Here is a 12,497-nt window from a genome sequence, read left to right as displayed (position 1 = left end):
CGCAGGCCCCGGTATTTCCGGGGCCGATCGTTGTGGGTGGCGCGTCAGGCAGAACGCGGCCGCGGCGTGTCGTAGCGCTTGAAATAGCGGTGGTGCTGCAGATGATCGTGCTGCTGTCCGATCGCGAAGTAGGCCTTGCCGCCGCGGCGGCCGGTCTGCAGGCACGGCAGCTCGTACTGTGCTTCCGGATTGTTGGTGTAGTAATGCGGGATCTTGTCGATGAAGCGGCCCAGCATCTCCGGGCCGCATTCGACCTCGCCGTACTTGTCGAAGCCGAAGCGCGGGTTGCCGATGTTGAAGTCGTCCACGCACACCACGCCGTTCTCGATCAGCGCGAGTTCGCGTTCCAGCGGCCAGGCTTCGTACCAGTGCGCATCGAGGTAGTAGAGCGGGCAGCGGAAGCGGTCGCGGAACTTCGCGATCAGTTCGGGCGAATCGATCTTCTCGACGTACGTGTGCGGCATGAAGCCGACGCGACGCTTCACCAGGTCGACATAGCGGTCGACGACGTCGCAGGTGACGATGGTCAGGTGCGGGTAGGTGCGGGCGAGGTAATCGGTGGTGTCGCCGGCATTGCTGCCGGTCTCGATGATCGCGTCGCACTGGTAGCGCTCGATCAGGTAGTCGAATTCCAGCGCCGTGGTGATGTCGAAGCCGAACGGCCCGCCGCCGTCGCTGAGCTCGGTCGCGCCCAGGCGCAGCGTGCGGTAGAAGTGCTTGTAGACGTTGTCGGCGGACATGCTTCGAACCCGTGATCTGGAGCAGCGCGAGTATAGGGGCGCGCTGCCGTTACGTCGTGGTCCGGGCCAGCGCCAGGGACAGCAGGCGCGCCTGCAGGAATTCGCCGGGGTTCGCCGGGGTGGCCAGGTCCATGCGGGCAGCCGCTTCGGTATCGCGGATCGGGCCCGCGCCCAGCGCGGCCAGTAGCGCGCGCAGCTTGCCGCCGCGCGTGGCGGTGTTCGACTTGAGCCAGGCCAGTGCGCGCACCAGCCGCTGCTCCACTGCGGTGAAGTCGCTGCCCAGCGGATAGTCGGCCAGGGTGCCCTCGCGCCGGAACCCGGCCAGCGCCTCACGCAACCGCAGCGGCGTGTTGGTGGCGGCAGCGGGAGACAGGTCGAAGTCGCGACGCAGCTTGCCGTGTCCGATGGCGGTGTCGCGCAGGGTCTGCTGGAAGCGCGCGTCGGTGATTCCCAGCATCGCCGCGATGCAGTCCTCGTCGCAGCGCCCGCGCAGGTCGGCGATGCCGTACTCGGTGACGTAGACGTCGCGCAGGTGGCGCGGAATCGTGCCGTGCCCGTAGTTCCAGACGATGTTGGAGCGCGTGCGGCCCGCGGTTACGCGCGTGGCGCGCAGCAGCAGCACCGAACGCGCGTCCGGCAGGGCATGGGCCATGGCGACGAAGTTGTACTGGCCGCCCACGCCGGACACGACGCGGCCGTCATCGAGCGCATCGGAGACGGCCGCGCCCAAAGCGGTCGCCATCATGCAGGTGTTGAAGAAGCGCGCGTCGCGCCGTTGCAGGCGTTCCAGCGGCACGTCGGTGCCCAGGTCATTGACCTCGCTGACGCGCTTCATGCCGATCGCGCCGCGCCCGCCGTCGGGCAGTTCGCGCAACCACCGGTAGAAATCGTGCGAGCCGAGGTAGAAGGCGCCGTGCAGGCATTCGCCTTCGCGTTCCAGTCGCGCGCGGTCCTCGGCGCTGGCGCTGCCGTCGGCGATGCGTTGCAGCAACGCGGCATCGTCGACGACCTTGCGCCGGATCACGCCGCTTTCGACCAGTCGGCGGAAGCCCTCGTTGATCATTTCGCTGCAGCCGTACAGGCCCTGCGCGAACGGCGCCAGCGCCGGGTCGTCGGCGCGCGGCGAGCCCAGCGCGCGCAGCACGGCGCGGTAGGCCGCGTTGTCGGTGTGGCGCAGCACCAGCGCATGGCACAGCGCATCGGCCAGCGTGCCGATGCCGATCTGCAGCGTGCCACCGTCCACCACCAGCGTGCTGGCGTGGAAGCCGATCGCGTAGTCGACATCGCTCACCGGTTGTCGCGGCAGGCCGAACAGTTTCGGATGCGGTCCGGACGGCGCGACGATGATGTCGAAGCAGTCCGCGTCCACCGCGGCGCTGCCGCCGAGCCACGGCAACTCCGGATCGACTTCCGCGACCAGCAGCGGGCGCGGCAACCCGCGCGCGACGATCGCATCGATCGCATCGAAGGTGACGTCGGTGTTGCATGACAACGACAGTCGCCGGCCATCAACAGACGCCGCCACCTTCTGCACGATCGCGGTGAGGCCGCGGTCGGCCAGCGCGCGCGCCACGTGCGTGTAGTTGAGGCTGGCGTAGCGCCGCTGCGCCTGGGTCGAGCCGAGCAACGCGCCCGACTGGAAGTAGAACTCCTCGATCTCGATATGCGCCGGCACCGCATCGCGCTTGAGCGCCTGCACGTAGGCAAGCCGGGGGAAGTCCTCGCCGAAGTGGCGTGCAACGAAGGGCGCGAGGAAGCGCGCCTCCAGGCCTTTGCCGGCCGTGGGCGGATCCAGCGACAACGCCGTGTACAGATGCAGCGCGCGCGACGTATCGGCAGCGCAGCGCGCGTACAGCGCATTGAGCAGCCGGTGCGGCTTGCCCAGCCCCAGCGGCGCGCCGACGCGCAGCGGACCGTCGATGCGCGCGAGCAGCAGGTCGACGGCGGTTTCCAGCGAATCGGTGCGGACGGCCTCGGCCATGCCGGCAGTATGCCGCCGCGCGGCGTGAAGTCAGCGCGCCAGTGCCCGCGCCAGTTGCGAACCCGCGAGCATGGCGACGACGAAGACGATCGCTTCCCCGGCATGCGCCAGGTTGGCCAGTGCGGGGCCCGGGCAATAGCCGGCGATGCCCCAGCCGAGGCCGAACAGGGCGCTGCCGGCGAGCAGCCGGGCATCGATGCGCGAAGAAGGCGTCGGCGGCAGTTCGCAACCGGTGAATGTGCGACCGCGCCGACGCAGCCAGGCGAAGCCGGGCACCGATACCGCCAGCGCGCCGCCCATCACCAGTGCCAGCGACGGATCCCAGCTCCCGGCGATATCGAGGAAGTTGAGCACCTTGTCGGGGTTGGTCATGCCCGACACGGCCAGTCCCAGCCCGAACAGCAGGCCCGCCAGCAGCGCGAACGCGATCCGCTTCATGCGATGCCGCCCATCACATGTCGCAACAGGTACACCGTGACGAAGGCGGTGCCCATGAACACCGCCACTGCAACCAGCGAGCGCTTCGACAGCCGCGCCAGTCCGCAGATGCCGTGCCCGCTGGTGCAGCCGTTGCCCAGGCGCGTGCCGAAGCCCACCAGCGCGCCGGCGGCGATGAGCCAGCCGAGCGGAAAGTGCGTGCGCGGCGGTGCATCGACATAAGCGAACCACGCGGTCGCGGCGACGATCAGGCCGAGCAGGAAGGCGAGGCGCCAGCCGCGTTCGCTGCGCTGTTCCAGTACCGCGTTGACGATACCGCTGATACCGGCGATGCGCCCGGGCAGGGCATACAGCAGCGTCGCGGCCAGGCCGATCAGCGCGCCGCCGAGCAGGGCGGAAACGGGCGTGAAGGCGGTGGTCATGGTGTCGCCTCGCGCGGTGGATCAGAACTGGTCGAGCGGCACGCGCAGGTAGCGGATGCCGTTCCCCGACGCGCTGGGCAGCGCACCGGCGCGCAGGTTCACCTGCAGCGACGGAATGATCAGCGCCGGCACCGCCAGCGTTGCATCGCGCGCCTCGCGCATGGCGACGAACTCGGCTTCGCCGATGCTTTCGCGCACGTGGATGTTGTCGCGCTTCTGCGCGCCGATGGTGGTTTCGCAGGCGACCGCGCGCCCGCTGCCGTCCTCGTTGCGCTTGCCGTAGTCGTGGCAGACGAAGACGCGCGTGGTGTCCGGAAGTTCGTACAGGCGGTGGATCGAGCGGTACAGCATCGCCGCATCGCCCCCGGGGAAATCGCAGCGCGCCGTGCCGGCGTCGGGCATGAACAGCGAGTCGCCGGGAAACAGCGCATCGCCGATCAGGTAGGCGACGCTGTCGCGCGTGTGCCCGGGTACCGGAATGACGCGGGCGTGGATCGCGCCCAGCGAGAACGCGTCGTCGTCGCCGAACAGGCAGTCGAAGTTCTCCGCCGCGGCTTCCGCGTTGAGTTCGAACACCGGTGCGAAAGTGCGCTGCACTTCGCGGATGCCGTGGCCGATCGCCACCATCGCATCCGGCAGTTGCGCAGCAAGCCACTGCGCGGCGGTGAGATGGTCGGCGTGCGCATGCGTCTCCAGCAGCCAGCGCACCTGCAGGCCGTGCTCGTGCACGCAGTCGAGCAGCTTCTGCGCGGACACGTGGGTGATGCGGCCGGATTTCGCGTCGAAGTCCAGCACGGGATCGACGATCGCGGCCTGCCGGCTCTCCGGATCGGCGACGACGTAGCTCCACGTGCCCGTCTCGGCATGGTGAAACGGGTGCACCTGCACCGTCGTCGCCGGCGTGGTCATTGCGGTTGTCCCAGGGTCTCGTTGAGCAGCGTCGCCAGGCGGTAGGCGGCGATGCGGATGCGCTGTTCGGCGAGCGCTCGGTATTTCTCCGAATAGTCGCGGTCCAGCTTGTGCTCGTCCTGGCCGTTGCGGGTCGGATACAACTGGCGCGCTTCGGTCAGCGCGCAGGACTCGCTGGCCCATGCGGCCGGCGTCAGTGCGCGCGTATCCATCGTCGGTGGCCACGGTTCGTGGTCGAGGCGGTCGGCGTAGTGCGCGAGGTCGAGCCCGCGTTCGGCGAGCACGTAGTAGTCCCACACCGAATGCAGGTTGGTGCCCATCACGCCACCGACGTAGCGGTCGCGCGCGTAGGCCTCGGGTTCGATGTCGGTGCGCAGGCTGATCTGGTACTTGTTGCCGCCCTGATCGTTGCGCGCGTTGGCGTGCAGCGGCTGGTGCACGTCGCCGACCAGGTGGACGAGGAACTTGAGCGCGTCGCGACGCGCCGCCAGTGGCTGGCTGCGGTCGGCGAGGATCGCGCGCTGTGCGTCGATCTGCGCGATCACGCACTGGCCGTCCTTGCAGTCGCGTTCGGGCGCGTAACGGCAACTGTCGCTGGACAGGTTGACGTAGTGCCAGCGCGAGGTCTGCCTGAACCGCTCCGGATCGTTGTCGCGCATCGTGTCGGCCCAGGTGGCGATGCCGGCCAGGGTCGGGTCGGACTCGCCGGCGAGCAGGCGGGCGACCTCGGCCTGCGCGGCGGGCGTGAGATGGCGTTGCGCCAGCGCGCCGACAAGCTTGTGGCCGAGCGCGCTCCAGGCGACGACGGGGCCGGCGACGAGCAGAGCGGCGAGGAGGACGAAGGCCAGCGCGCGCGGCCAGGCGCGGGATGAGGCTGGGCGGAGCCGGGCCGGGCCCGGGGTGCGGAAGGGGAGTCGGATCATGGCCGCCACTGTACCGGGGCCGGCGCCCCGTTTCCTTACGGATCAAGTTCCTTACGGATCAGCGCTTCCGCCCGGCCGGGCGGGGCGCTCGGCCACGGGCGGCTTCACCCCCGCCTGCTAAAATGGAGGGCTCTCAATCCCGCCCGCGCCCAGCAGGCTCGCTCGCCCAGGAGTTCTCCCGCAATGACGATCAAGGTTGGCATCAATGGCTTCGGCCGCATCGGACGCAACGTGCTGCGTTCCGCCGTGCAGAACTTCGGCAACGACATCGAGATCGTCGCCATCAACGACCTGCTGGAGCCGGACTACCTGGCGTACATGCTGTCCTACGATTCCGTGCACGGCCGCTTCAAGGGCGACGTCAAGGTCGAAGGCAACACCCTGATCGTCAACGGCAAGAAGATCCGCCTGACCCAGGAACGCGATCCGGCCAACCTCAAGTGGGACGAAGTCGGCGCCGAAGTCGTCATCGAGTCGACCGGCCTGTTCCTGACCAAGGAAACCTGCCAGAAGCACCTCGACGCCGGCGCGAAGAAGGTGATCCAGTCGGCGCCCTCGAAGGACGACACGCCGATGTTCGTCTACGGCGTGAACGACAAGACCTACAAGGGCGAGGCGATCATCTCCAACGCCTCGTGCACCACCAACTGCCTGGCGCCGCTGGCCAAGGTGCTGAACGACAAGTGGGGCATCAAGCGCGGCCTGATGACCACCGTGCACGCCGCCACTGCCACGCAGAAGACCGTCGACGGCCCGTCCAACAAGGACTGGCGCGGCGGCCGTGGCATCCTCGAGAACATCATTCCCTCGAGCACCGGCGCGGCGAAGGCCGTGGGCGTGGTGATCCCGGAACTCAACAAGAAGCTGACCGGCATGGCGTTCCGCGTGCCGACCTCGGACGTGTCGGTGGTCGACCTCACCGTCGAACTCGAGAAGCCGGCGACCTACGCCGAGATCTGCGCGGAGATGAAGGCGCAGTCGGAAGGCGCGCTGAAGGGCATCCTCGGCTATACCGAAGACAAGGTCGTCGCCACCGACTTCCGCGGCGATGCACGCACCTCGATCTTCGACGCCGAAGCCGGCATCGCGCTCGACGGCACCTTCGTCAAGCTGGTGAGCTGGTACGACAACGAGTGGGGCTACTCGAACAAGTGCCTGGAGATGGTCAAGGTGGTTGCCGGCAAGTAAGCGGCGGTCTTCGCTGACACCAGAAAGCCCCGCTTCGTGCGGGGCTTTCTGTTTTTGCCGTTTTGTTTCTGTCGTTGCTTCTGCCCGTCATCCCGGGGCAAACCGGGGCTCTTGTTTGCCGCTGGACCGTTCCCTTCATCCAGGCTTGCCGCTGCGCCATTGCCTTTGCTCGTCATCCCGGCGCAAGCCGGGATCCATTTTGCTGTTGCTCTTCGCCTTGAATGCGGGATGCCGGCAACAGCAAATTCAAGATGGATCCCGGCTTGCGCCGGGATGACGAACCAGAAGCGAAGTCCAGGGCGAAGCGAACCAGGACGGAGCCCAGGCAAAACGTGGGGCAGCACCCATTCGCACGCTTGGTGTAACGTTCGCCGAGCCAAACGGGGGACGGCAATGGAAGGTCTGATCATGCTTGCGGTACTGGTCGTGCTGGCGGTGCCGGTATTGCTGATTGCTGCCCTGGTGATGATCGGCGGGCTCAAGCGTCGCGTCGGTCAGCTGGAAAGCGACGTCATGCAATTGCGCGCGGAGCGCAGCGTCACTGCGCCGTCGCGCGAGCCGACGCTGGCCGAGCTGATGCGCGAACGCGCCGCCGAGCCGCCCGTGCCTCCCGCCCCGCGGCCCGAAGCACCGGCTCCGGCTCCGGCCACGCCCACCGCGACAACATCGCCGGAACGCGCCGCCGAGCCGCGCTCCGAAACCCCACCACCCGCGCGCGCGGTGCCGCCGCCGTTGCCGGAACGCCCCGTGCCGCCGCCGCGTCCGCGCGCACCGGCGCGGCCCGATCCGGTCACGCTGGCCGCGCGCGCGGTGCGGCGCTGGTTCACCGAAGGCAACGTGCCGGTGAAGGTGGGCGTGCTCGTGCTGTTCGCCGGCGTCGCCGCGCTGCTCAAGTACGCCAGCGATCAGGGCTGGATGACGTTCCCCATCGAACTGCGCCTGGCGGGCATCGCGATTGCGGCAGTGGCCGGTCTCGTCTTCGGCTGGCGCCAGCGCGAAGAACGGCGCGGTTTCGCCCTGAGCCTGCAGGGCGGCGCGATCGGCGTACTGCTGCTCGTCGTGTTCGCGGCGTTCAAGCTCTACCACCTGGTGCCGGCCGGTGCGGCCTTCGCACTGAGCGTGGTGATCGTCGCCGGCGCGGGCGTGCTCGCGGTCGCGCAGAACGCACTCGCGCTCGCGGTGTTGGCGGTGCTCGCCGGTTTCCTCGCGCCGATCTGGCTGTCCACCGGCGGCGGCAACCACGTCGCGCTGTTCGGCTACTACGCGGTGCTCAACGCCGCGGTGCTGGCGATCGCGTGGTGGCGGCCGTGGCGCCTGCTCAACGTGATCGGCTTCGTCTTCACCTTCGGCATCGGCGCGTTGTGGGGCCTGTGGAGTTACCGCGCCGACAAGTTCGCGAGCACCGAACCCTTCCTGCTGCTGTTCTTCGCCTTCTACCTGCTGATCCCGATCCTGTACGCGCGCCGGCGCGCGGCGGGGCGTCGCGACCTGGTCGACGGCTGCCTGGTGTTCGGCACGCCGCTGGTCGCGTTCTCGCTGCAGGCAGGGCTGCTGCGCAGCGATGGCCTGGTCGATGCGCGCATGCCGCTGGCGTATTGCGCGCTGGGACTGGGCGCGCTGTATGCGCTGCTGGCCTGGTTGCTGCGCCGGCGCGAGCACTTCGCGCCGCTGACGACGTCGTATGCGCTGCTTGCGGTCGGTTTCGCCACGCTCGCGGTGCCGCTGGCGCTGTCGGCGCAGGCGACCGCCAGCGTGTTCGCGCTGGAAGGCGCGGCGCTGGTGTGGCTGGGACTGCGCCAGGGCCGGCGCCTGCCGCAGGTCTCGGGCGCGTTGCTGCAACTGCTGGCCGCCGGCAGTTTCGCGATCGGCGTGAGCACGTCGCCGGCGCCGGTCGAAGCCGTGTTGAACCCGCGCTTCATGGGCGCATTGCTGCTCGCGCTCGCCGGCTTCTGCAGCGCGTGGAGTTACCGCCGCGACGCGGAGCGCCCGCAACTGGCACTGCCGTACTACCTGTGGGGACTGGCGTGGTGGCTCGGCAATGGCGTGACCGAGATCGCCCGCTACGTCGATGACCTCGTGCAGCCCGATGCGATGCTCGCCTTCGCTATCGCGACGGGCTGGATCGCCGGCGAGTTCCATCGCCGCCTGCCGGCGCGCGCGCTGGCGTGGACGGTCGCCCTCGCGCTCGCGGCGGCGTTGCCACTGGCGCTGGTGCAGGACAACGTGCATGCGCACCCGTTCGGCGGTTTCGGCCTGGCGGCGTGGGCCGCGTATGCGATCGCCGGCTGGCGCGGCCTGTGCTGCCTGCGCGACGGCGCAGATCGCGAGGACGCGCAGGTCGGCGAGGGTGCCTCGGCGTTCGGCCATTTCGCGTGGCTGTGGGCGTGGCCGCTGGCCCTCGCGCTGCTGCTGGAGGAATTCGCCCGCACGGCGGATCTGGGCAACGGCTGGCGCCTGGCCGCGTTCGCACTGCCCTGGCTGGTGGCGGCGGCCCTGCTGCAATGGCGCGCCGGCCTGATGGCTGCACCATTCGGCGCCGCCTTCCGCCGCTGGGGCGCGCTGGTGCAGGGATCGATCGTCGCCGCACTCGCGCTCGCCGCGGTCTTCGCCCTGTTCGCCCCCGGCGACAGCCAGCCGCTGCAGTGGATCCCGCTGGTGAATCCGCTCGATCTCGCCCAGTTCGCGGTGTTGGGCCTGGTGCTGGCATGGCTGGGGTCGCCGGCAGCGCCCGACGACCTGCGCCAGCGCCGCATCCCGCTCGTCGCCGCGGCTGCGTTCGCGTTGATCACCACGATCACGCTGCGCGCGACGCATCACTGGGGCGGCGTGCCGTGGGACGGCAGGCTGTTCTCCACGAGCCTGGCGCAGACCAGCCTCACCATCGTGTGGAGCGTGCTCGGCGTGCTCGGCTGGATCATTGGCTCGCGCCGCGGCCAGCGCGGCCTGTGGCTGGCCGGCGCGGTGCTCATGGCGGTCGTGCTGGCCAAGCTGGTGCTGGTCGATCGCAGCCACCTCGGCAATTTGCTGGGCATCGCCTCGTTCATGGCGTACGGCCTGCTGTGCACGGCCGTCGGTTATTTCGCGCCCGCGCCGCCGCGCACGGCCGCACCGGATCGTCCGCTGGAGGAATCGCCGTGAAGCGCTTCGCCTGCCCGCTGCTGCTGCAGCTCCTGCTGTTGCCTGTCGCCGTGGCCGCGCCGCGCGACGACTACGCGCAGCAATGGCCGCTGACGCTGGCCCGCGACGACGCGGGCGCCTACCGCGTCACGCTCGACGAGAACGTCTACCGGCAACTGCAGGATCCGGTGATCGGCGATGCGGTCGTGCTCAACCGCGACGGCGTCGCCGTGCCCACCGACGTGTTCGCGCCCCAGGAACCGCTGGCGAAGCCGGCCCTGCGCGTGGCGCTGCCGTGGTTCGCGTTGCCGTCGGCGCCGGCCGACGGCGCGCAGGGATGGGAACTGGTGAGCCAGGCCGATGCGGACGGACGTCTGCGCCGCGTCGAGGTGCGCACCCGCGATGCCGCGTCCGCCGCCTTGCCGCGCAACGCACTGCTGGTGGACGTGAGCCGCGTGCACGAGTCGATCGCCGCGCTCGAACTGCAATGGCAACCGGTGGAATCGCTCGACCTGGGCTATCGCGTCGAAGCCAGCGACGATCTCGAACACTGGCAACCGCTCGCGACCCGCGGGCGCCTGGTCGACCTCACCCGCGAGGACCGCCGCCTGCTGCACCGGCGCATCGAGTTGTACGGTCTGCTGCCGCAATACCAGAAGGCGCGCTACCTGCGCCTCACGCCGGATCGTGCCGATCAGGCGATCGCGATCACCGGTGTCGCCGCCGAACTGGCGGCTTCGCGCACGCCGGCCGCGCCGCAATGGATCGAACCGACCGGGCATGGCGTGGAGGCCCGCGGCGCGGCGTCCGGCACGGTGTTCGAATTCGACAGCGACGGCCGTTTTCCGATCGCGCAGGCGGATGTCGTCCTGCCGGGCAACAACGCCGCGGAATGGCGCCTGGAGAGCCGCGACGACGCCGATGCGGAATGGCGCCTGCGCGCCGGTCCCTGGGTGGCCTACCAGGTCGCGGGCGCGACGGGCACGCGCTCGCCGGTACGGGTGCTCGATTCGGTCGTGCGCGACCGTCACTGGCGGCTGCGTGCGAATACGCCGGTCGCGCAGGTGCCGCAGCTGCGGCTGGGGTACCGCCCGGACGTGGTCGTGTTCCTCGCGCAGGGCCCCGCGCCGTACGTGCTGGCGGCCGGCAGCGCCCGCGCACGCCGCGCCGACGCGCCGTTGTCGCAACTGGTTGCCGGGATGCGCCGCCAGCGCGGTGCGGACTGGCAGCCGACGCAGGCCTACCTGGGCACGCCGCAGCCCCTCGCCGGCGATCGCGCGCTGGCGCCGGTGCGCGACTGGAAGGGATGGCTGCTGTGGGCAGCGCTGGGCCTGGGCGCGCTGGTCGTGGCCGGCTTCGCGCTGGCGCTGTTGCGCCGTCCGGCACCGGGTGCGAACGCGCCGCCCGCGCCCGAGGGCGATACGCCGGCGTAAGCCCGAGCAGTCCGGTTCCGGCGCCGCAGGGGCGCCGGAAGTCCCCGACGCTGCAGGCGATTCCTGCGGGCGGGTTTGGAAAGCACGGCGCCGCGGGCGACAATACGCGCCCTTTTTTCAGCGTTTCGCCGGGAATCCCATGTCCATCGTCCGCATGACCGACCTCGACCTCAACGGCAAGCGCGTGCTGATCCGCCAGGATCTCAACGTGCCCGTCGCGGACGGCCAGGTCACGTCCGACCAGCGCCTCACCGCGTCCATTCCGACGCTGCAGCTCGCGCTCGAAAAGGGCGCGGCGGTGATGGTGATGTCGCACCTGGGCCGGCCGAAGGAAGGCGTGTGGACCGCGGAAGATTCGCTCGCGCCCGTGGCCAAGCGCCTGGGCGAACTGCTCGGCCGCGAAGTGCCGCTGGTGCGCGACTGGCTCGACGGCGGCTTCGAAGTGAAGCCGGGCGAGCTCGTGCTGCTCGAGAACTGCCGCATGAACGTCGGCGAGGGCAAGGACGACGAAGCCCTGTCGAAGAAGTACGCCGCGCTGTGCGACGTGTTCGTCATGGACGCGTTCGGCACCGCGCACCGCGCGCAGGCTTCGACGCATGGCGTGATCAGGTTCGCGAAACAGGCCGCCGGTGGCCCGCTGCTGATGGCGGAACTCGACGCTCTCGCCAAAGCCCTCGACAACCCCGCGCGGCCGCTGCTGGCGATCGTCGCCGGTTCCAAGGTTTCGACCAAGCTCGAACTGCTGTCCTCGCTGGTCGGCAAGGTCGACCAGCTGATCGTCGGCGGCGGCATCGCCAACACCTTCATCGCGGCGATGGGGCACGGCGTCGGCAAGTCGCTGGTCGAGATGGATCTGATCGACACGGCGAAAAAGATCATGGCCGACGCGAAGGCGCGCGGCGCCGACATCCCGGTCCCCAGCGACGTGGTCGTCGCACCCGCGTTCGCCGCCGACGCGCCGGCGACGATCAAGACCGTCGACGCCGTGGGCGCCGACGACATGATCCTCGACATCGGCCCGCAGACCGCCGCGCGCTATGCCGAACTGATCAGGGCCGCCGGCACCGTGGTGTGGAACGGCCCGGTCGGCGTGTTCGAATTCGACGCCTTCGGCAAGGGCACCGAGACGCTCGCCCGCGCGATCGCCGCATCGAAGGCGTTCTCCATCGCCGGCGGCGGCGACACCCTCGCCGCGGTCGACAAGTACGGCATCGAGCAGGACGTGTCCTACATCTCCACCGGCGGCGGCGCGTTCCTCGAGTTCCTCGAGGGCAAGGAACTGCCGGCGGTGGCGGCCCTCAGGGCGCGCGGCTGAACGGACATTCCCGGCGTCGCCGTCACGACCG

At 69.8% G+C, this 12,497-nt stretch carries 10 protein-coding genes; 4 read left to right on the top strand and 6 right to left on the bottom strand.

The genetic code is table 11. The features are described from left to right. Positions 1–44: 44 nt before the first annotated feature. From ACFPN1_RS08445 to ACFPN1_RS08420, 6 genes are read right to left on the bottom strand one after another with little or no spacing between them, the layout of a single operon-like run. Positions 45–740 carry a hypothetical protein gene (locus ACFPN1_RS08445; RefSeq protein ID WP_386754428.1) on the bottom strand — a complete coding sequence of 232 codons (696 nt, stop codon included), beginning with the start codon at positions 738–740 and terminating at the stop codon, positions 45–47. A 49-nt stretch (positions 741–789) separates the two neighbouring features. Then, on the bottom strand, positions 790–2,721 hold the full coding sequence (locus tag ACFPN1_RS08440; RefSeq protein WP_386754426.1) for an acetyl-CoA hydrolase/transferase C-terminal domain-containing protein: 1,932 nt from the start codon (positions 2,719–2,721) through the stop codon (positions 790–792). A 30-nt stretch (positions 2,722–2,751) separates the two neighbouring features. Continuing rightward, on the bottom strand, positions 2,752–3,159 hold the full coding sequence (locus tag ACFPN1_RS08435; protein WP_386754425.1) for a DUF6691 family protein: 408 nt from the start codon (positions 3,157–3,159) through the stop codon (positions 2,752–2,754). After that, the gene (locus tag ACFPN1_RS08430; RefSeq protein ID WP_386754424.1) at positions 3,156–3,581 is read right to left on the bottom strand and encodes a YeeE/YedE family protein; all 426 of its coding nucleotides are present in this window, start codon (positions 3,579–3,581) and stop codon (positions 3,156–3,158) included. Before ACFPN1_RS08430 ends, ACFPN1_RS08435 begins: the two co-directional genes overlap by 4 nt. Positions 3,582–3,602: 21 nt before the next feature. Beyond that, complete coding sequence (locus ACFPN1_RS08425; protein ID WP_386754422.1) at positions 3,603–4,490, bottom strand: MBL fold metallo-hydrolase; 888 nt, start codon at positions 4,488–4,490, stop codon at positions 3,603–3,605. Continuing rightward, a complete protein-coding gene (locus ACFPN1_RS08420; protein ID WP_386754421.1) occupies positions 4,487–5,413 on the bottom strand; it encodes a S1/P1 nuclease in 927 nt (308 codons plus the stop codon). The genes ACFPN1_RS08425 and ACFPN1_RS08420 overlap by 4 nt, the downstream gene beginning before the upstream one ends. Positions 5,414–5,596: 183 nt before the next feature. Between ACFPN1_RS08420 and gap the strand changes: the two genes are divergently transcribed. The 4 genes from gap to ACFPN1_RS08400 all read left to right on the top strand — a co-directional run bounded on the left by gap (position 5,597) and on the right by ACFPN1_RS08400 (position 12,466). Beyond that, positions 5,597–6,601, top strand: a complete 1,005-nt coding sequence (gene gap / locus ACFPN1_RS08415) for a type I glyceraldehyde-3-phosphate dehydrogenase (protein ID WP_386754420.1) — start codon at positions 5,597–5,599, stop codon at positions 6,599–6,601. Between the two features lie 393 nt (positions 6,602–6,994). Then, the gene (locus ACFPN1_RS08410) at positions 6,995–9,739 is read left to right on the top strand and encodes a DUF2339 domain-containing protein (RefSeq protein ID WP_386754418.1); all 2,745 of its coding nucleotides are present in this window, start codon (positions 6,995–6,997) and stop codon (positions 9,737–9,739) included. Then, entirely contained in the window at positions 9,736–11,151 is a 1,416-nt protein-coding gene (locus tag ACFPN1_RS08405; protein ID WP_386754417.1) for a DUF3999 domain-containing protein, read from the top strand. The genes ACFPN1_RS08410 and ACFPN1_RS08405 overlap by 4 nt, the downstream gene beginning before the upstream one ends. Before the next feature lie 139 nt (positions 11,152–11,290). Next, on the top strand, positions 11,291–12,466 hold the full coding sequence (locus ACFPN1_RS08400) for a phosphoglycerate kinase (RefSeq protein WP_386754415.1): 1,176 nt from the start codon (positions 11,291–11,293) through the stop codon (positions 12,464–12,466). Positions 12,467–12,497: the final 31 nt, after the last annotated feature.

Source organism: Lysobacter yangpyeongensis, assembly GCF_042655745.1.
In the GTDB taxonomy this organism is placed as follows: domain Bacteria; phylum Pseudomonadota; class Gammaproteobacteria; order Xanthomonadales; family Xanthomonadaceae; genus Agrilutibacter; species Agrilutibacter yangpyeongensis.
The sequence above is the reverse complement of the archived record's forward strand: the minus strand, read 5'-3'. Positions and strand labels throughout refer to the sequence as shown.

What these genes read in the sequence shown, in the direction of transcription:
- ACFPN1_RS08400 (WP_386754415.1), top strand. Translation starts at nt 11,291, where the DNA reads ATGTCCATCGTCCGCATGACCGACCTCGACCTCAACGGCAAGCGCGTG.
- ACFPN1_RS08435 (WP_386754425.1), bottom strand. Translation starts at nt 3,159, where the DNA reads ATGAAGCGGATCGCGTTCGCGCTGCTGGCGGGCCTGCTGTTCGGGCTG.
- ACFPN1_RS08420 (WP_386754421.1), bottom strand. Translation starts at nt 5,413, where the DNA reads ATGATCCGACTCCCCTTCCGCACCCCGGGCCCGGCCCGGCTCCGCCCA.
- ACFPN1_RS08445 (WP_386754428.1), bottom strand. Translation starts at nt 740, where the DNA reads ATGTCCGCCGACAACGTCTACAAGCACTTCTACCGCACGCTGCGCCTG.
- ACFPN1_RS08440 (WP_386754426.1), bottom strand. Translation starts at nt 2,721, where the DNA reads ATGGCCGAGGCCGTCCGCACCGATTCGCTGGAAACCGCCGTCGACCTG.
- ACFPN1_RS08430 (WP_386754424.1), bottom strand. Translation starts at nt 3,581, where the DNA reads ATGACCACCGCCTTCACGCCCGTTTCCGCCCTGCTCGGCGGCGCGCTG.
- ACFPN1_RS08425 (WP_386754422.1), bottom strand. Translation starts at nt 4,490, where the DNA reads ATGACCACGCCGGCGACGACGGTGCAGGTGCACCCGTTTCACCATGCC.
- gap (WP_386754420.1), top strand. Translation starts at nt 5,597, where the DNA reads ATGACGATCAAGGTTGGCATCAATGGCTTCGGCCGCATCGGACGCAAC.
- ACFPN1_RS08410 (WP_386754418.1), top strand. Translation starts at nt 6,995, where the DNA reads ATGGAAGGTCTGATCATGCTTGCGGTACTGGTCGTGCTGGCGGTGCCG.